General features: G+C 37.0%; 21 protein-coding genes. 17 read left to right on the top strand and 4 right to left on the bottom strand.

Annotated features, from left to right (window positions below):
- The first annotated feature begins 99 nt into the window (after positions 1-99).
- Genes N0B48_RS06340 through N0B48_RS06330 form a run of 3 tightly spaced genes read left to right on the top strand, consistent with a single transcriptional unit; the run spans position 100 to position 3,000 of the window.
- Entirely contained in the window at positions 100-1,638 is a 1,539-nt protein-coding gene (locus N0B48_RS06340) for an AraC family transcriptional regulator (RefSeq protein ID WP_259837615.1), read from the top strand.
- Positions 1,635-2,765 carry a tetratricopeptide repeat protein gene (locus N0B48_RS06335; protein ID WP_259837614.1) on the top strand — a complete coding sequence of 377 codons (1,131 nt, stop codon included), beginning with the start codon at positions 1,635-1,637 and terminating at the stop codon, positions 2,763-2,765. Before N0B48_RS06340 ends, N0B48_RS06335 begins: the two co-directional genes overlap by 4 nt.
- Positions 2,746-3,000, top strand: a complete 255-nt coding sequence (locus N0B48_RS06330) for a hypothetical protein (protein ID WP_259837613.1) — start codon at positions 2,746-2,748, stop codon at positions 2,998-3,000. The genes N0B48_RS06335 and N0B48_RS06330 overlap by 20 nt, the downstream gene beginning before the upstream one ends.
- A 508-nt stretch (positions 3,001-3,508) precedes the next feature.
- Here the strand turns inward: N0B48_RS06330 and pafA are convergent.
- Positions 3,509-5,155, bottom strand: coding sequence for an alkaline phosphatase PafA (pafA, locus tag N0B48_RS06325; RefSeq protein ID WP_259837612.1), 1,647 nt, complete (start codon positions 5,153-5,155; stop codon positions 3,509-3,511).
- Between the two features lie 233 nt (positions 5,156-5,388).
- On the opposite strand from pafA, the gene N0B48_RS06320 reads away from it, so the two are divergent.
- The 12 genes from N0B48_RS06320 to N0B48_RS06265 all read left to right on the top strand — a co-directional run bounded on the left by N0B48_RS06320 (position 5,389) and on the right by N0B48_RS06265 (position 14,253).
- On the top strand, positions 5,389-6,435 hold the full coding sequence (locus tag N0B48_RS06320; RefSeq protein ID WP_259837610.1) for a tetratricopeptide repeat protein: 1,047 nt from the start codon (positions 5,389-5,391) through the stop codon (positions 6,433-6,435).
- Positions 6,436-6,440: 5 nt separating this feature from the next.
- A complete protein-coding gene (locus N0B48_RS06315) occupies positions 6,441-6,833 on the top strand; it encodes a VOC family protein (protein ID WP_259837608.1) in 393 nt (130 codons plus the stop codon).
- Between the two features lie 24 nt (positions 6,834-6,857).
- A complete protein-coding gene (locus N0B48_RS06310; protein WP_259837606.1) occupies positions 6,858-7,391 on the top strand; it encodes a GNAT family N-acetyltransferase in 534 nt (177 codons plus the stop codon).
- Between the two features lie 121 nt (positions 7,392-7,512).
- Positions 7,513-8,097: a TetR/AcrR family transcriptional regulator gene (locus N0B48_RS06305; RefSeq protein WP_259837604.1), complete on the top strand. Its 585-nt coding sequence runs from the start codon at positions 7,513-7,515 to the stop codon at positions 8,095-8,097.
- A 69-nt stretch (positions 8,098-8,166) separates the two neighbouring features.
- Entirely contained in the window at positions 8,167-8,904 is a 738-nt protein-coding gene (locus tag N0B48_RS06300) for an SDR family oxidoreductase (RefSeq protein WP_259837603.1), read from the top strand.
- 211 nt (positions 8,905-9,115) lie between these two features.
- Positions 9,116-9,349: a bacteriocin-like protein gene (locus N0B48_RS06295; RefSeq protein WP_259837601.1), complete on the top strand. Its 234-nt coding sequence runs from the start codon at positions 9,116-9,118 to the stop codon at positions 9,347-9,349.
- A 663-nt stretch (positions 9,350-10,012) separates the two neighbouring features.
- Positions 10,013-10,381, top strand: coding sequence for a hypothetical protein (locus N0B48_RS06290; protein WP_259837599.1), 369 nt, complete (start codon positions 10,013-10,015; stop codon positions 10,379-10,381).
- A gap of 27 nt (positions 10,382-10,408) precedes the next feature.
- Positions 10,409-10,921, top strand: coding sequence for a hypothetical protein (locus tag N0B48_RS06285; protein ID WP_259837597.1), 513 nt, complete (start codon positions 10,409-10,411; stop codon positions 10,919-10,921).
- A gap of 262 nt (positions 10,922-11,183) precedes the next feature.
- Complete coding sequence (locus tag N0B48_RS06280; RefSeq protein WP_259837596.1) at positions 11,184-11,627, top strand: hypothetical protein; 444 nt, start codon at positions 11,184-11,186, stop codon at positions 11,625-11,627.
- A gap of 66 nt (positions 11,628-11,693) precedes the next feature.
- A complete protein-coding gene (locus N0B48_RS06275) occupies positions 11,694-12,611 on the top strand; it encodes an alpha/beta fold hydrolase (protein WP_259837594.1) in 918 nt (305 codons plus the stop codon).
- 42 nt (positions 12,612-12,653) lie between these two features.
- Entirely contained in the window at positions 12,654-13,202 is a 549-nt protein-coding gene (locus tag N0B48_RS06270; protein WP_259837592.1) for a hypothetical protein, read from the top strand.
- A 109-nt stretch (positions 13,203-13,311) separates the two neighbouring features.
- Positions 13,312-14,253: an RDD family protein gene (locus N0B48_RS06265; RefSeq protein ID WP_259837590.1), complete on the top strand. Its 942-nt coding sequence runs from the start codon at positions 13,312-13,314 to the stop codon at positions 14,251-14,253.
- A 194-nt stretch (positions 14,254-14,447) separates the two neighbouring features.
- On the opposite strand, the gene N0B48_RS06260 is transcribed toward N0B48_RS06265, so the two are convergent.
- The 3 genes from N0B48_RS06260 to N0B48_RS06250 all read right to left on the bottom strand — a co-directional run bounded on the left by N0B48_RS06260 (position 14,448) and on the right by N0B48_RS06250 (position 18,259).
- A complete protein-coding gene (locus N0B48_RS06260; protein WP_259830962.1) occupies positions 14,448-15,374 on the bottom strand; it encodes a malate dehydrogenase in 927 nt (308 codons plus the stop codon).
- A 116-nt stretch (positions 15,375-15,490) separates the two neighbouring features.
- Positions 15,491-16,042 (bottom strand): biliverdin-producing heme oxygenase, encoded by a 552-nt coding sequence (locus tag N0B48_RS06255; protein ID WP_259837588.1) that lies wholly within the window; start codon positions 16,040-16,042, stop codon positions 15,491-15,493.
- A gap of 27 nt (positions 16,043-16,069) precedes the next feature.
- Entirely contained in the window at positions 16,070-18,259 is a 2,190-nt protein-coding gene (locus N0B48_RS06250; RefSeq protein WP_259837586.1) for an ATP-binding protein, read from the bottom strand.
- A gap of 381 nt (positions 18,260-18,640) precedes the next feature.
- On the opposite strand from N0B48_RS06250, the gene N0B48_RS06245 reads away from it, so the two are divergent.
- Both N0B48_RS06245 and N0B48_RS06240 read left to right on the top strand, forming a co-directional pair.
- Positions 18,641-18,808 carry a hypothetical protein gene (locus tag N0B48_RS06245; protein ID WP_259837584.1) on the top strand — a complete coding sequence of 56 codons (168 nt, stop codon included), beginning with the start codon at positions 18,641-18,643 and terminating at the stop codon, positions 18,806-18,808.
- Between the two features lie 22 nt (positions 18,809-18,830).
- A complete protein-coding gene (locus N0B48_RS06240) occupies positions 18,831-19,991 on the top strand; it encodes a porin (RefSeq protein ID WP_259837582.1) in 1,161 nt (386 codons plus the stop codon).
- Positions 19,992-20,003: the final 12 nt, after the last annotated feature.

Here is a 20,003-nt window from a genome sequence, read left to right as displayed (position 1 = left end):
AAATCTACTTTGAGGACAGATCATCAGGAAGCTGTAAGAAAAATCGAAAAAAAATCTATTTTTTGCCCTACTATTTGGATTCAAACCGTTCAAATTTTATTGATCATTCTCTGTTCAGTTTGGGCTAAAGGACAATCCGGTCCCGACTTCAGTATTTTGGCGGACAAAGCTTTTCATAAATTATATCAGAATCCGGATGAGTGCATCAATTACTCACAGAGTCTTCTGATCAGCGACCAGAATCCTGAGCACAGGATTGTACTGCAGAATATCATCTCGCAGGCCTATGCTATGAAGGGAGACTATATCCAATCTGTCAATATTTACAGCCAAAAAGATTCAAGGGAAAAAGAAAACCTCTCCTATTTCCTGCAGGCAGCCGGTGATTACAATCTCGCCGACCAGTACCAGAATCTGGATCTTTACAGCCAGTCGCAAAGGATTATTTCGGATCTTTTAGTTGATAATAAATTACTGAAAGGGGAAAATCCGCGGATGAATGTTATCACAGCCAAGCTTTACCAGCTTCAGGCGCTTAATTTCGGGATTAACAGAAACTATACTGTTGCACTCGAAAACCTCAGCAAAAGTGATCAGTATCTCGGTTTCAACAACCAGGAAAACAGAATCCTTGAAATGGAGAATAAAGTGTTCAGGGCATCTTTTTTAATGAGACAGAATAAGCTGGAGGAAGCTAAATATCTTTTGGAATCCACAATTATTTTAGCTGAAAAGAACACGGATTACTATTTTATCCAGGCATTGGCTTATGAAAACCTCTCCCGTTATTATTTTTTAAAGGAAAACTATCATACCGCTGTGGAAATGCTTGAGAAAGGACTGTCCAAAATAGAAAACCTTCCTTACAACAGCCTGAAAGCAAAGATTTACGAATCTTTATCCAAAAATTATTTTGCTCTTCATCACGACGAAAAATACCATCAATACAACAAACTTTACACTGAACTCAGGACGAAACTGGATTCCAGTACCAAAGAAGGCATTCGTTATATCGTCAAACTCGTAGAAACCAACCAGAATAACAATCTGGAATTCCAGAAACAGAAACAGCTGAAAAATATAAGTCTGATCTCCGGTGGTTTCCTTATCGTGATTATGGGTCTTCTTATCTGGTTTTTAATTCTGAAAAGCAGCCATAAGGATCTTAAAAAACAGTCGGATTTTTTTGAAAAACAGAAAAATATGGAGCAGATCACCTCTAAGAGTCTTTCCAAAGAAGAGTCTGCAACCGAAAAAGATCCCAATAAAATTTCAAAGGAAAAGGAAAATGAAATCCTCCATAAACTGGAAGAATGGGAAAAACAGCAACGGTATCTGGACAAAAGTATGACGCTTTCCGCATTGTCTTCACAGATGGGCGTGAATACAAAATATCTTTCTGAAGTGATCAACAGCAGTAAAGGAAAAAATTTCAACGCTTATATTAATGAATTAAGGATTAATCATATTGCACGTCTCCTGAGAACCGATCCTGTTTATCTAAATTATAAGGTCAGTTATCTCGCGGAATATTCAGGATTCTCGTCCCACAGCGCGTTTACGACAGTCTTTAAATCGGTGACGGGAATGTCTCCCAATGCTTATATCCAGGAAATCAGTAAAAGCAGAACATCATGAAATTCTTATTAAAAATTATTACCCTTGTTGTTATGAACTTCTGCCTCTTCGTTTCCGGGCAGAAAACTTCTTTCGATTCTCTGATGAAGAAAGCACGCCTTGAGATCTATGACAATCCAGATAATGCCATCAGGATCGGGAAAAACCTCATCACAAAGGAAAAGGATATTCATAAGCAAATCGGTATTTATCAGCTTCTTTCCACCGCTAGTATTGCAAAAAGAGATTTCGACCAGTCGCTTCAGTATCTTTTAAAAGCAAAAGAAACCGCGGAAAAAACGAATGATCTGAAGGTTCGTACCAGCGTCCTGATCTCAGCTGCTATCCAGTACCAGCAGATGGAACTTTTCAGCAAAAGCCTTGAAACACTGAACGAAGCAGATCAATTTCTAGCTAAACTTCCGGATGATCTTCCTGAAAAACATATTGAAACGGCAAGAAGCTATGCTATCCGGGGAATGATTTATAAAAGCCAGTCGAATCCCGAAATTGCCCTTGAAAAATTTCTGATCTCCATTCAGAATTTTGAAAAAATAAAACATAAACAGACGACTTATTCCAATATGAGTGTGGTCTACTATAATATCGGCTATTGTTACCTTAATCTCAACCAGCTTGAAAAGGCTGATCAGGCATTTATCCAATCTGCAGAATATGCCCGGAAAAACAAAGCCAAAAGCCTGGAAGCATTTGCACTCAAAGGAATGGCTGAAATGTACAAACAGAAAAAGGAAAATGAAACAGCTCTGCAGCTGCTTGTCAAAGCTGAAGATCTCAGTAAAAATACCGGTGACCTAATCCTCAATGAAGGAATTTACAAAGAAATGTCCGACAATTATCTGGCGATGGGAAAGTCCGGTCTGTATCAAAATTACAGCAGGAAATATTTTGAGATGCGTTTTCAGAGGGAGCAGAATGAATTGAGTTCTATCAATCATGCCATCAATGAACACAATAAGGAAACGCTGAAGAAAAGTACGGAAATGAAAACCCGGTATTATTATTTTACGGGCGTCATTGCAGGTATTGGAGGTCTTCTCATTATTCTGCTTCTCTATCTGATTTTCAGGATCAGGAAACGAAATCTTCAGTATAAGCAAAAAATTCATGAGCTTATACAGCCGTAATAATGGATCATCTTATATTAACAGCTTTACCACTTTTATCACAACCGGTAATTTGTATCTTGTGCCCCGTTCTACTCTTAATTTATCTGCAGGAAATTACATTATTATGGTCAATGGCGCGGGTGCCAACGGAATGGCTCTCAGGATCACATTTGGCTCAGGAAACCAGGATACCATCAATATAAGAGCAACCCTTCCAAATAATATTTTTGTTATTTTAAATAAGTTGAAATGATTGATTGAAATCAATACAAAAAAAAAGAGATGCAAAAACTGCATCCCTTTGACTTTATGATATGGAAAAAAATATCCCCCGATATTTCATTACTTACATTTCCGCCTGGGAACTGAAATAGCAAAGTAAATCAGATACCAAGTCAGCTGTCATTATATTTCTTCACAAATAGGTAAATGGACTATTTCGGTTGTTTTCAGGCAAACTCTATTGCAGCAGACATGCTTTGGTGGACATCTAAGGTCAACTGAACATGCTAAATCTCCATTACCCTTGATCATTTTTAGATTTTCTCTTGATAATTTTTTCATGACTACATATTTAATTAGTTTTTTCAAATATAATAATATATCCCTAAAAATAGAATTAAATAAAGGTAAAAATTTAATATTAAAGCAAAGGCTTCAGCGTATTCATCAAAACTCAGATTTAATTTTTATAAGCAAACCTATACATCAAAAAAAAACATTCCCCGAAAGGAATGTTCTTTAATATTATAAGGTTTTAATTATCTTCCAATAACCTCCGTAATCGGGTTTCCTACATTTCCACTCGGGAACTGAATTTTCAGTAATGATGAAACGGTAGGGGCAATATCAGTCATGTTATACGCTTTATTGCTTTCTCCTTTCTGGATTCCCCATCCCATAAAGATTAATGGAATGTGTGAGTCATACGAATTCCATACACTGTGTGTCGTTCCTGTTTTAGAGTATGGAGGAAGCATGGAATCGTGAGAGATCAGCTGGATATCGCCACTTCTCTGTCTGTTGATTCCGTTGATGATTCTTTGCTTAATCGGTTCCGGAATAGTAGCTTCCTGAACTTCGTCTACAGATACTGCATATAAAACCGTTGGATCCTTCTGTAATTCTCTGATTGTAAAATCTCTCAGGTCATCCAGTTCAATTTTGTTGTCCTGCATCAGCTTTCTGTCGAAATAAATCTGATAATTATCTACTGCATTGATCAGTTTATCCACTCCGAATTTATCTTTCAGCTTCTGATTGATATCTTTTTCCATTCCTTCCCCGAAAAATCCTGTTGTGATCTTGTGTTCTTTAAGGAATCCTACGGAATGCGCTCCACCATGGTCAGCAGAAAGGAAAACCGTGTACTCCCCTTTTCCTACTTTCGAATCCAGGTAGCTGAAAAACTGAGCCAGATCCTGATCAAGTCTCAGATAAACATCTTCCACTTCAATAGAATTCGGTCCGAATTTATGACCTGCATAATCTGTAGAAGCCAGGTTGATTGCCAGGAAGTCAGTAATATTATCACCTCCTAATTTTTCTCCATCTACAGAAGCTTCAGCCAGTTTCAGCGTCAGCGTATTTCCGAAAGGTGTATAACGGATGTTATCTTTTTTAGTCTGATAATCCTGAGCCAAATTGCTGTAAGGGAAAACAGGTGTTTTTGCACTTCCCAGTAGTCCTTCCCATGAAGAATTGTCAGGTGAGCTTTCTGTATATTGATTAATCGGAAGTAAAGTATTCCAGCCGTTCGCTACTAATTTTTCAGGCAGATTCTGTCCATTGAACGACTTCACCCACTGAGGCAGGTCATTCATATACCAAGAACTTGTAATGAAATTTCCGGTACTGTCATCAAACCAGAAGGCTCCGTTCGGCGTATGGCCCGCAGGAAGAATGGAAGCACGGTCTTTCAGCGAAACTCCGATCACTTTTCCTTGAAAGTTGGTAGCCAGTCTCAATTCGTCGGTTACAGTGGTAGACCAAAGGTTTTTTGGAGAATGACTTCCGATTTTCGCATTGGTTGTTCCTACCGGCTGAACGCTGTCGTCTGCCGTACAGTAAACATTTTTCCCGGTTTCTTTATCTGTCCAGTCGTTTCCGGCAATCCCGTGGATCGCAGGTACAGAACCTGTATAGATGCAGGTATGTCCCAAAGCTGTAATGGTAGGTACGTAGGGAATGTGGACATTATTTAAAGAATATCCTGTATTCAGGAGTCTTTTAAAACCATCATTTCCGTATTTATCGTAAAAACGGTACAGATAATCCCACCTCATCTGATCTACAACTAATCCTACGACTAATTTGGGTCTTTCTAATTGAGAATTTTTGTTCTTCTGAGCATTGATTGTAATTACGGACAATAAAGCCGCTCCCGCAATTGAAATTTTCCTAAGCATCTAGTAAATTTTTGTTGACCACAAATTTAAGGGTTTTGTACGTTTTGGAGTGTGAAATTTTATTTAAATTTAATCAAACCTGTAAGCTTTCAATTTTTATTAGTTCGGGTGACCTCCTATAGAAAAATGCCTTTATATCTGAAAGAGTCTAGACCAGCAAGTGTTTCAGAAATACCAGATTTATTACATTAGAAATTTACTTACTTTTACAGCTCTAATTAATAGCTTAATTTATGCGCAGGTATATTTCCTTTTTTCTTATTTTCTTTCTCATTAAAACAAGTTCACAAATCAATAAGCAGCAAGTAGTTGATGATTGGGCACTGGTAAAATCCAGTATGCTGGACGGAAGCCGAAATCTTTCAGAAAGATCTGATCGATTTTTAATCTGGAAACTTTCTGATCACCAACTTTGCGAATATCCAGATCCGATATTTGAAGATCGAAAAAAATGCTTTGATATTAAGTTAGAAAATAAAAGCATCAGAACTTCACCAAAAACCTTCTATGAAATTGATAAGTTAACTAGTGATACATTAACTGTTATTGATAGAGCTGATGGAATCACCAGTAACGATAAAATAGAGAAAATATGGTTCGTTCGAATTTCAAAACTTCAGAACGAATATCTTAGTACATTAAAGAATGACAGTATCGCAGTGGCCAGCCCATATTTTACCCCTTCCCTTAAAAAGAATATTTTCTTTGAGATACCGGAAGACTATATGTACAATAGTAATCTTACTGTAAAAGGAAATATTATTATTTATCCAAAAAAACAAAAGGTTGATTTACAATATGAAAACACTCCTGAATCTAAGAAGAATGTAAAAGGTATGGAGTTTTTAAAATCAACTATTGAAAAAAGTTACCATCAATGGACCATTACAGCTTTTAAAAACTTTGATCAGGTAATTATCCCCTATTCTTTTAAACACAAGACTGAGTATCCACAGGCAACGATGAAATTTGCTTTTTTTAAAAATGAGCATAAGGATTCTGGTAAAATCCCTGTCACAATAAAAGATAAAACATTATCTAGTGAAACATACAACAAAGGAATTAACGCTCTAAACGATAAGAAATTAGATAAAGCCATTGAACTATTTAACAAAGCATTTGACCTCGATAATACCAATGTAGATGCACTGTATAATACGGTTTCCATCAGCCTTGACAAAAAAGATGTGGTTACAGCTTGCACTGCCTTAAAAAAATTAAAAGAGTTCGAACAAACCGAAGGAACACAACTTTTTAACCAAGTATGTACAAAAAACTGATTCATATGATCAAATTCAAATACATCATTTTATACGTTGAAGATGTTGAAAAGTCAATGAATTTTTACCATCAAACATTTGATACCCCCATTAAATTCATCACGCCTGAAAAAGACTACGGAGAACTGCTTACCGGAGAAACCAGCCTTTCTTTTGCATCTATAAGTCTGGCCGGTTCCAATATAAAAAAGGGATTTTTATCTTCTAAATCGGAAGAAAAACCTTTCGGAATTGAACTGGGATTTACTACTGATGATGTGGAGAAACTGGTAGAAAAAGCAATTGAAAACGGAGCTGTTCTCTATGAAGAAGTGGCCGTAAAACCCTGGGGGCAAAAGGTAGCGTATATCAAAGATCCGGATCATTATTTAGTAGAAATCTGCACAGAAATCCAGTAACAATCAATCACATTCCACATTTCCATGGAGAGCAAAAAATTAGAAAAACTGACCGAAAATCCTACAATCAATTGGGGACTTAATGGATACACTACGGATAAAATCCTGTCTGTTTCTTTTGTTGAATATGGTGGTTCTTTTGAATTTGTACTCAAAGAAAAATTTATGCCCTACTCCAAAGTCTGGGAAACCGATTCCAACGACATTGAAGAGCTAAATGAAATCATTGAAAAAGGATATTCTTTCGGCGTTTTTGAAGATGGAGAGCTCATAGGCTGGATCATTTGTGAACACCGAACGTGGAATAACAGCTTTTACATCGAAAATATTCTGATCAGTGAAAAATTCAGAAGAAGCGGAGCCGGAGCTCAGCTGATCAAAAATGCTGTTCGTGAAGCGAGACATTTAAACTGCAGAATCATTGAACTTGAAACACAGAACACCAATTATCCGGCGATCCAGTTTTACAGACGGATGGGATTCAGCATTACAGGACTGAACACAAGACTGTATGACAATCCGGAGGAAACTGCTGTTTTTATGACTTTAGATCTGTAGGATGATGCACTTTTATTCAATCCTCTGGTTTTGTAATCGACAGAAACTATAAAACATATTGAATTTTTTATTTTGTACCGAACGGTACAATTACATACCTTTGTCCCAGAAAATAATCCCAATGGCAGGAAGACCTAAAATATTTGACGAGCATGAAGTTGTAGAAAAAGCAACTGAAGTTTTCAGAGACAAAGGCTATGATACAGCTTCTGCCGAGGAACTGCTACATGCAATGGGCATCGGAAAAGGCAGTTTTTATCTCACCTTCAAAGGAGGAAAGAAAGAACTTTATATGCGCTCCATCAGCCAGTTTTCAGACCATTTTTATCAAAAAATTTCGGAAAGCCTTGCTGCATCTGAAAATAAAATCCAATTCCTCAAACGTTTTTTTCTGAATATCGCCAACACTGCTGAATGTGACAAAGAGCCCGGCTGTTATCTGGGAAATGCATTAGTACAGCTTTCTGAAAAGGATGATGAAATAAAAAAGATCACCGCTCAGATGCTGAAAAAACTGCAGGTTCTGTTCGCAGAGACGGTAAGAAATGCACAGGAAAACGGACTAATCACCAGCACAGAAGATCCGGAACTCATCGGCTGGCACCTGAGTAATTTTTGGAACGGCATTCATGTGACCAAAAGGATGGAAAGCTCACCGGAAATACTGAAAGGCATTATTGAAATCAATCTTAAAATACTGGACTAAAATTTTTTAACCAATTTTGTACCAAATAGTACAATTTAAAAATATCTACTAATTTAATACCAAAAAATCATGAACATTACTAACAACACAATTTTAATTACTGGCGGAGGATCAGGAATCGGATTGGAAATTGCAAAATCACTGAATGCATCCAACAAAATTATTATTGCCGGAAGAAACAAAGAAAAACTTGATGCCGCATCAGAAGGTCTTGACAATGTCTTTACTATTCAGGCGGACATCACCAATGAGAAAGATGTAGAACGATTGGTAGAGGAAATTAAGATCGATTTCGGTGGTCTTAATATTCTGATCAATAATGCAGGACATGCTTATGCTTACACGCTTTCTGACGCATCAGATACCTACACTAAAGCATCAGAAGAATTTGAAACCAATTATTTTGCTCCGATTCGTCTGACAGAAAAATTACTTCCTTTATTAAAACAGCAGGAAAACGCAGCTGTTGTGAATGTTTCTTCTATTGTAGCATTTGCACCAGGTTCTCATGTTCCGACCTACTCTGATTCTAAAGCAGCCCTTCACTCTTATACACAATTGCTGAGACATGAACTGGCTAAAGATACATCGGTTAAAGTTTTTGAACTAATGCCACCACTTGTCAATACGGATTTATCTGCAGAAATCGGAGGCAGGGAAAACGGCATTCCGGCTTCAGAGGTGGCGGACAGTTTGGTACAGGGCCTGATTGACAACGCTTATGAAATCCGTGTCGGAAATACTGAAGTTCTGTACAGCAACTTCTTTGCAGGTTCCGAAGGTGCCTTCAGCATGATGAATCAATAACTGGTTCTTTATATACTGCCTTAACTGCGGGAAAGAAATATTTCTTCCCCGCAGTTTTATTATTGTAATGAATCAAAAGCTTCTCTTCTATTAAATTTTTAAATCACTGAATGATTTAATCTTAAAATTTAAAATAATATCATTTAAATCACTTCTACGTGTATTAAAATTTCTTATATTAGTAATCAACAAATTAAAAATATTAACTGCTATGAAAAATTTAAAGAAATTAACGAGAAAACAACTTGAATTCATCAGCGGAGGCGATATCGCTTATGGCATTTGTGATGCTGACGGTAATTGCCCACGTACCATAGGATCTTATTATTGCAATGATGGTATCTGTTATAGAGTTGCGGGAGGAGGTCACCCCGGAGGAGGCTGTACGGAACCTATGCATCTGTGCCAAGACTGGGAAACCGGATGCGGATGTGTTTATATTTAAAAAAATTTTGTTAGATAAATCTTGAGGGCGGTCTTTTTACCGCTCTTTTTGTTTTATACAACCCTGTTCATCATAACGACGAAATATATGCTTCATATCTGCTTTTCTCAAGTACTTCTTTTGCGGTGAGTTTATAAATATCTTTCCATGCATTGGCTCCGTGTTTTTCAACCTGCTTTTAAATAGAATTATCCGGCTTGGGGCTTTTGTTCATTGAAAAAAAAAGAGTCCGGCAATACTTCTTATTAACAGGACACTTCTTTTCATATTCTCGGGGATTACTTGGATTTTAGCAGGGTATGATGTGATTATGTAGTAAAAGGCTTTACACCAATCATGATCGTTCCCATATGTCTTCTTCCACTATTAATCATCAATATTATTAACTGGAAAGGGTTAAAAAAAGAAAAGGAAAACAGGAATTTGAAATAACTGAAATTCCGAGTAAAAAGCAAACTGTACTGAAGTCTTATGTTCTCATAAGGCTTATTTTATTGACTAAAATTTTGACAGAAATCAAGAATTTAATTTTAAACAACAAATAATCATAATTAATTAAATTAAATAATCAATAAATTAAAAATATAATATTTTTATCACCAATAATTGAAATAATATTTATTTTTTATATATTTATCACGAACTAAAACAATATTAATTACTATGAAAAAAACATTCTTGTTTGCTATTGCAGGTTTCTTTTTCCTGACCTCATGCAATAATGAAAGTATTCCAACAGCAGCCCATGATAATCAAAAAACAACGGCTGTTGAAAATTTCAAACGTGCGATCACAACGGTAAATACCTCCAAAGATCTTCCTTTGAGTGAAGAAAAGCAGAGCTCTGAATATCAGTTTCCTCAATTAAGCGAAAAAAGAAAAGACATTCTTCTCCCTGCGGCAAAGTCTCTCATCAAGTCTACAGGAATCAAAGATGAACAGATCGAAAAAGCCACACACGGTGATAAAACCAAAATCATCTTATGGGCCATGGAAATTTTCCAGGACAACTATACCAATTCTTCTTTATAATCTTAAAGTTTTAATCACTCAATCCTTATGAAAAATATTTCATTATTCCTTTTATTATTAATTGGAACTTTCGCATACGCTCAGTCTGGAACAATGACTATTTACAACTTCTCCACTCAAAGCCTTAGCTATAGACTTGTGGGTACTAATGACAACAGCCAGCCCATAGACTGCCAGCCAATAGTTGAGGGAACCCCTGCTGCTTTATTAGCTCCATCCAACACTGTGACTTATTCTCAGTATAATACGAGTCATTTGGTCAACCCTCCTATCAATCAGTGGGCTGTCATTTCGGATGCTATAGGAATTCCCGGCCAGACGTACAATGTATCCGGCGGCGTAACGATCGGAACTGCAATTACTTCTCTTACATCATGGCAGTCTATAACCATGAATTTTGCCAATGGTGAATATCTTCAGCTTGGAAGAGACTGCGGCTATGTTAACAGCCACCATGGAGCTTTCAACGGCTCAACACCAAGCGGCATCACTGCTACCTGGAATTACTTAGGAAATAACGTGGTTGTATTCATCAATTAATACAATTTACACCAGATAAAACAGCATAGCAGGCTCAATGATTGAGTCTGCTTTTTGTATGCCTTACAAGTAACACAACAACGATAGCTAACAGTCAATTTTATGATCAGGAAACTATAATACATTCAAAACTGTTGATATAATATCTTAAAGTAAATCATTTACCTCCCAATTTCCAGCAATTGACTTACAAATATTGACTTACACCATTATAAAGGCTTACTTTTCAATCCGTTAATCCTATGAATAAAATATACTCTCTATGATGAATAAAGCCGAACAGGAGGAAATATCTGATGACGAGATATTTTCGTACGTTTTTAATCTAAAAGAAACTGATCTCAATTTTAGTTTTTCTTTGAATAAGTATGAAACAAACGAACAGACAAAAGTACAGTCCGGAGAGCGTGTTCTCAACATTTCAGTGATGACAAGAAACTGCAACTGGATATTTCTGACCGACGAAGAAAAAAGAGATTTTATGATTGAAAAATGGACTTCTTTTTTTACAGCAGTTCCTGGAGAATACTCAACCGTTGTACCTTCGGAAATTATTCAGACCCTGAAAGATTTCACAAATATTGAATCGAAATCCTGCCCATCTTTCTTTGTCAGAAAACAAATATTCCGCAGAAACAATCATATGATCATTGCAGATATTTCTCATGACAGGGCAGAATTAGCATGGGTTAAAGACTCAGATTAAAGTGAAAATAAACGATATCATCTACCTTGGAAGTAATAAACAGTTCTATTCAACTGTTATTACTATATGAAAGCGATCCAATTATTTATATTTCTCGTCCTGTCGGTCACCACCATTTTTGCACAAAACAATAGTGGTGAGAAGTTTTTTGAAAGCTCAGATCATGTTAAAATCAACTATAAAGTTTCCGGAAAAGGTGAAGCATGCATTTATGTTCCGGGAGGTCCGGGGCAAGGATATCCGTCATTTGAACTCTTAGGCGGAAGCAGCCTTGAAAAAAAGATGAAAATGATTTATATGGATCAGCGGGGTTCAGGACAATCAGGGACATCGGACAATTATCATCTGGAGGCAATGGTTCAGGACATTGAAGAACTCAGGCAGCATTTGAAAATTGATAAAGTTTTTCTGCTGGCTCATTCTTTCGGGGGAATTATTGCCACTCATTATGCTAAAAAATACCCTCAACACACGAAAGGACTCATCCTGGCTAATATCACGCTTCATTTCCTCAACAATGAGTCATTGAAAGAACAGATTGAATACGGAAACAGCCTGCTTCAACAACCCAATAAAGCCATCCCTGACGACAGTCTTTCTACTGAACTATCAAAAATAAGTGCCGCATTAAGAAAGAAAAGAATCGGGTATAAATTTCTCACCGAAGATATTGAAACTATTAAGCATACTGATAAAATAGATTCCCTTCATCCGAGAATCATAGATTTTGGTATGGCTGTGATTTCTAAACCAAAAGACTATCCTGAATATTATACAGATCATGCGCCGCTCACAAAAGACATTCATGTTCCTGTATTAATTATCACCGGGAAAAAGGATAAAGCTGTAGGAACGCAGCATTACAAAACATTTAAATTTCCTGATCAGAAGGTTGTTTCCATTGATGGAGGGCATCTTTTGTATTATGAGAGAAATAAAGAATTTGTGAATGCTGTTTGGAATTTTGTTCAGAAGCTCCATTAAGTTCAGGGACATTTATTAAATTTGCTTTCTCTAATTATTCTAATGAGTACAAATAAAAATATTCTGGAAAAGATGTCAACCCAGGAACTTGAACAGTATGTAAAGCCAGAAAGTCCTTTTGTCCCTGAAGCCATTAAACATGCCTATGAAATACTTCAGTCAAGAGGAAAAATATTCAGCCCGGAGGAAGAGACCAGAATCAATTCCATGGTTTTAAAAACACAAAAGGAAAAGGAGATCATCATACATCCCAATCACACCAAAGCCGCAAATATCATGTATCTTTCTGGGGTACTGAGCATTGCGAGTATGATCTGGGCTTACGAGGATTTTAAAACCGGACTCTCCATATTTATCGCTGTTGCCATTTTGGCTTTTATTTTCGGAATGGGTTATCTGGCTGGAAAAGGAGCCGAATGGGTAAAATTTGTTCTGCTGATCACTTTCCTCATTGGATTGATTGGACTTCCTTCTATTTACTTTAACTTTTTATCTAATCCTGTACTGGGAGTATTGAGCATTCTTCAAACCATTCTTCAGGTCTGGGCCATTGTTTTATTGTTTAAAGTCCCTAAACCGGAAGCTTTATAAAAAAATATACGGTAAAAAAGACACACTTTTCAGTGTATTTTTTATTTTACGACTATGGTAGAAACTTCATTAATTTCTGGCCCATAAAAAACTCATATTTATAACAAAAATGAAAAACAATTTATTCTTATCTGCATTTTGGACAAGAGTCTGGGCTTTATTCATTGATTCATTTATTCTTGGAATCCTTGGATTTATATTAGGTTTCGCCTTCGAAAATTTCTTTATTTCTCTGGGAGAAAGTGCTAAATTACTAGGATGGATTGTTTCTCTGACTTATTTTTCAATTTTAAATTCTAAGATGAATAATGGTCAGACCCCTGGTAAGAAACTCATGAAGATCCAGGTGACCGATATTGAAGGAAAAACGATTGATTTAAAAACCTCATTCATCAGAGCTATGATCCTCACTACTCCATTTTTTCTGAATGGATTTACAATTCCAGGATCAGATACATTCTCTGTGATTAATATTGTACAATCGATCATTATTTTCGCATCGGGCATAGGAATCATCATTTTTTACATCTTCAACAAAGAAACAAGACAATCTCTACATGACATCATAACGAAAACCTATGTTGTCCGGGACCACAGAAATCATTCAGTTACAATGATGCCTCCACTGAAAAAATTACCATTTTATATCACAGGTGGACTTCTTTCCATTATCATCATAACATCCGTTTATAACTTCAACAGCAACAGTGAAATAAAAGAATTGATTCCTGTTTATGAAAAAATATCACAGCAGGACCACGTTTTAAGAACCACTGTTTCAATGAATTACTTTCCACCTGAAAACAACAAGCCTGTCTATACTATATCTATCAGAACAGATCAAAAACAGAAATTCGACGGCAATATGGATAATGACCCAGTTGTCAAAGAAGCTGTTGAAACATTTATCAGCAGCAACGTTTATAAAACAGACCAAAGCATACTAAACATCGTGATCGGCTCAGGATTCGATATTGGTATAGCAAGAAAGTATTATTCCTATAACGTTATCAAACCTATTTATAAATGGAGAGAGACACTTAAGCAATGATTTACTGAAAATCAATATAACAACGCACCCTAAGTGCGTTTTCTTTTTATATGAACCTCGAACTTTATCTTGATAGGATTCGGCGCGGCCTCCGGCCGCGCCCAAACAAACCCAATTTCCTTAAAATTCTATACACATAAAAAAGCTCAGCGCGGCCGAAGGCCGCGCTGAGCTATTATATAAAGCTAAATCAATTAAAACTTAAGATCTCCGTTCACTTCTCTCACAGCATTAGCTGCTTCAGCAAACTTCAACTGCTCATCTGCAGTAAGCGTAACGTTGACAATTTTTTCTACTCCGTTTGCTCCGATAATAGCAGGAACACCTAAGCAGATATCATTTTGTCCGTATTCACCTTCAAGCATTAAAGAACAAGGGATCATTTTTTTCTGGTCGCACGCGATCGCCTGAACCATTACAGAAACTGCTGCACCTGGTGCGTACCAAGCTGAAGTTCCTAATAATTTAGTTAATGTAGCACCTCCTACTTTAGTTTCTTCGATAACGTATTTCTGTTGTTCTTCATCTAAGAATTCAGTTACAGGAACACCGTTTCTTGTTGCTTTGCTCAATAATGGAAGCATTCCGGTATCACTGTGTGCAGCGATTACCATACCGTCTACATCAGAGATCGGGCTTTCCAAAGCTTCAGCCAATCTGTATTTGAATCTTGCAGAGTCTAATGCACCACCCATTCCGATGATTTTGTGCTTAGGAAGACCTGAAGTTTTGTGTACTAAATAAGCCATAGTATCCATTGGGTTAGAAACCACAATGATGATAACTTCAGGAGAATTTTTTACCAGGTTTTGAGTAACTTCTTTCACGATACCTGCATTGATACCGATAAGCTCTTCTCTTGTCATTCCCGGTTTTCTTGGAATACCTGAAGTGATTACTGCTACATGAGAACCTGCAGTTTTGCTGTAATCTCCTGTTGTTCCGGTAATTTTTGTATCGAATCCGTTCAGCGATGCTGTCTGCATCAAATCCATTGCTTTACCTTCAGCAAATCCTTCTTTAATGTCTACTAAAACTACTTCTGAACAGAAGTTTTTCATTGCGATGTATTCTGCACAGCTTGCTCCTACAGCGCCTGCACCTACTACAGTTACTTTCATATTGTATACTTTTTTTAAATTATTTTTTAGTTTAGTCTAAAAATTGAAACGCCCAAATTTAACAATTCCTGAAAATGTGGGCAATTTTTCAGGAATTTAATTAGGGTTCAATGAAATTAATTGACGTTCAGTAAAAACGTATATAGTTTTTTTGCTCCTGACAGGACTTCATTGTAGTTATCTTCAGTCACTTCAGTATCCAGAACTTCTTTGAAATTTTTCCACATTGGTCCCGTATTTTCCTGGTAGCATCCGAAGAAATTAAAAGTCACATGGTCAAAACCTTCCGTTTTAGAAAGCTGTTTAGCAATCACGTTCCCACCTAAAGTAGAACCTTCGATCACATACATAGCTCCTAAAGCTTCATGTTCGTTGTCAAATTCAAGATCGTGGGAAACAGTTTGATTTTCCAGCGAAAGGCTTTCAATATCCTTTTCGATAAGGGAAAGTTTCTTTCTGTTGTTAAGTTGAAGCTTTTCCGAATATTTATCAGAAAGACTTCCGAATATTTTATCTTCACTGTGAAGAAGCATCAGATAATTCGTATGAATGATCTTTTTGTAATCTTCCAGAGTGAAAGTTTTATTAAAAATTTTTTCAGAATTGAAAAGTTTCTCTGCAGCATCGTGATACTCCGCTGTATTTTGCTTAAGATACTCTGATACCATAAATAAGGTTTTTAAAGTTTCCCAAATTTACGGTTTTTTGAACGTTAAAATGAAACAAGTGCCCTCTTTATTGTTATCATAATCCACATTTCCACCTATCCTTTTCATGATTCTGTGTACAATGGACAGCCCTACTCCATTTCCTTTAAATTTTTTCGCATTATCCATCCGGTTGAAGATTTTAAACATCTTATGCTTTTCTTCCTGTGGAATCCCGATTCCGTTATCTGAGATTCTGTACACAATATGTTCATCCTCTTCTGCACCCCAAATTTCAACCTGAGGTTCATCCTTATGAGAGGAATATTTCACTGCATTATTGATGATATTTAAAAACACCTGATGAAGCATCGTTTTATCCGCGAGTACATCGGGACATTCTTTGATAATGATTTCACAATTCGGGCTTTCGAAAGTAATCTTTGCATTTTCTGAAATCTTCAGAATCGTATTGGCTGGATGTATTCGTTCCAATTCTATTTCGCTGTGTTTTGCACGGCTGAGCTGGAGAACATCGTGCATCATCTCCGCCATACTGTCGATTTCTTCAACAATAGAGGTCAGTTTATTTCTATTTTTTTCTGTCTTTTCAAAATTGGCAAGCAGCATCTGAGCATTCAGTTTCATCACCGTCAAAGGTGTTCCCAGATCATGCGAAATCGTATAAGAAAAACTGTCGAGTTCCTCATTTACTTTTCTCAGCTCATTGTTCAGGGCTTTGATAGCATTGTACTGTTTGTGCGAAGTCTCAAGGATCACATCACGAACGGTTTGCACCGAACTGATATCTCTGGAATTCCACCTTCTGGAGTTTCCTTTAATGTTTTCCGTGAAAATATGAAAAGACGTTCTTGGTGAAATGATCTGTTTTTCTTGTCCATCCTGAAGAACCACCCCGATTTTTTTCTCAGGATTTCCCGCCCAGCTGATATGCTCATCAAATTCTTTACGGAACCAGATCAGCATTTCTTTTTTACTTCTTTCGATAAAATAAATAATGATTCCGGCGGCACTTTCATCCAGCCCAAGTTCCTCACCGTAATCTTTAAGGAAACTTCTGCTGACAAAAATACTCTCCGTAGTATTTTCTAATGCCCAGTGAGCGATGGCATCAATAGTGTTACGTTCAGGAATTGTTCCTACAGTCACCATATCACCTTCAGCAATAATCGCCAAGCCATCTGCTTCAGGCAGTTTTCTTATTTTTGCTTTATTGTCTGCCAGAGAATCGAAAAGATTATTATGTTTTAAAAACTCCGCTTTTAGCTGTGACGATTTTTCGTTCAGTTCCAAACGGTAGTTCAGTTCATTTTTTGATTTAAACGAAGAATAGGCATTAGAAGCCAAAGCCGTAAAAATACCAGCCTGCACCCTGTCTTCAAGATCAATATGTTTAGCCTCCGAATTCTGGCACGTAACCAGTCCCCAAAGATGATCCTCAATAATAATAGACACACTGAAACTGGAAGAAGCTCCTGAATTTTTGATGTACTGCCCATGAACAGGCGACATTCCGCGTGATGCTGCAAAAGTAAGATCAATAGTATCATCCGTTCTGCTGATCAATGGAACCGTATCTGCATAAACATTGCTGAAAATTCTCTTTCTTTTCTTTAAATAAAGTTCTCGGGCTTGCTTTGGAATATCAGACTCCGGATAATGAAGACCAAGATAGCTTTCCATATTTTCATCCCTCCTTTCCGCAATCACTTTTCCTGAGCCGTCCATCATAAATTTATAAACCATCATCCGGTCATAATTTACTATCTTGGAAAGGGTACTCAGCAACTGCTCCCAAAGCTCCTTTTCATTGTCAATCACATAGAAATTGTCATATTTATTAGAAATACGTTTATTCGGATTTTCCAGTACGGCTTCAAATTCCAGGAAAATATGTTTCCCACTTCTGAAAATGGAAAAATGATATTCCTTTCCACTAATGAACACCTTATCAAAATGGGTTTCATTTTCTCTTTTTGTAAAGTCTTTTAGAGAAGCATACAAATCAGAATCCATCACAGAACGAAAAATTTCAGGAAAATCCATAAGATTTCTTCCGAAAAGCTGTTCCGCATTTTCGATTCTGAATATATCCGCAATATTCCTGCTGAAAAAAGTGATGGAATGAGATTCTGCATCAATGCCAATCAGGTATCCAAAACTTTGTATATACCCAGGAATATGGATGGGCTCTTCATGACACTCTACAAAATTCATATATTTCTTTGATCTACCAAATATAACGATTTTTTTAACGACATATTATTTTGTGGTATGAAATCACGGAAGTCCTTAAAGCACCGTCATCCCTGAAATCCGTGACATGAATCTGTCTGAATTTCAGCACTAATACGCTTGCTTTTTCAATACTGATAATTGCTTTTAATTTATAATATATTAAAAATTTCAGAGCCGGTCAAGTTTAATTTCCCCATCATGATTCATCACATGAATTTTACATTAACGCCTAAAATAATTATGTTAATTAAACAAAATTTATTAAATTTATATCACCAAATAATGAATACGTTTAAAAATTGTTGAATTTTTTTGCATTATTTTCAATTAAATCCTCATTTAAATTCAAATAATCCGACTATGAAAAAGTTCCCTTTAATTATCCTCACCCCTATCCCCATATCAGGAATCGAAATTTATTGCGAAGACTGTAGTGGAAAAGCCTACAAAGATTCGGAAAACCCGATGACTACACTAAGTTCCATGAATTGGGGCAAGTCCCTTTCCAATTTCCAGGCGACTAAATAATAATTTTTTAAACACAAATACTATGACCCTTTTTTCACCAAAAAAGAGAAGTCTGATCTTTTGTGCCCTGTTGGCAGGTTTTTCTGCCGGCGCACAGATCCAGGATTCTCTGCAGCAGAACAAGCAGGAGGAAGACAATGTGAAATATCCGGTGCTTCAGATCAAAGGCCTTTTCCAGGCGCGTTATCTCGTAGGCATGACTAAAGATGTCGATGTGAACGGTTTGCATCACGCGGACGGATCCGGAACCAGCAACAATTTCATGCTGAAGTACATGAGGGTTCAGGTACGCGCGCAGATCAGTAAAAGAACGGAAGTCGTAGCACTTGCCAACCTTGCAGACTTTAAAAACGATCCTAAAAGCAGGGTTCTTGAAAATGCTTACCTTAAATACACCTTCAACCCTAAGCTCGCCTTTACAGTCGGGCAATTCAGACCATGGTTCGGAATTGAGGAAACCTATCCTATTGACATCATCAAATCTCTGGATTGGTCCAATCAGTATACGGAATTCGGAAAACTGGGCTGGACCAGCTTTCAGATCGGACTTTCTGCAACGGGGCAGCTTCAGTTAGGTCAGATTCCTTTCCAATATGCGGTGTCAGTCGTCAATGGAAATGGAAAAAATCAGATCAATGACAACGACGACGGGAAGCAGTATTCCACGAGATTGGTTTTCGGTTTGTCTAAAAAATACAACTTCAACGTCGGCCTGAATGGTGGTGTCGGCGAGGTTTTAAGCAAAAAAGTATACGCTGTAGGAATTGACCTCAGCTCACTGATCCAGTTTGACCCGAAATGGAGCCTGGATATGCAGCTGGAAGCCAAACAGGCCACCAATCATGTTCTTTACAACACGATGGATCCGGAACTGAGACCTTCCAATCCTGACCAATATCTGATCCGTGGCGCTTATTTCCTTCCGAATGTACGGTACGAGATCAATCATAAAAACCTAAGCGCCTTCGAACTCTCCTGCCGGTATGAATATCTGGATACCAATTTCAGGCTGAATTCCAATCCAAGGCAGACCATAACGCCAATGTTCGGACTGGAATTTCTGAAAAACTATGGAGCAAGAATCCAGCTGGGTATGCAGTTCGACCGGTACAAACATCAGGTAGACAACACATCACAATACAACAACAATCTATTCATTGTTCAGGTGCAAAGTAGATTTTAACCGCTTAAATAT

It is taken from the genome of Chryseobacterium herbae, assembly GCF_025154075.1.
GTDB classification, from domain to species: domain Bacteria; phylum Bacteroidota; class Bacteroidia; order Flavobacteriales; family Weeksellaceae; genus Chryseobacterium; species Chryseobacterium herbae.
The sequence above is the reverse complement of the archived record's forward strand: the minus strand, read 5'-3'. Positions and strand labels throughout refer to the sequence as shown.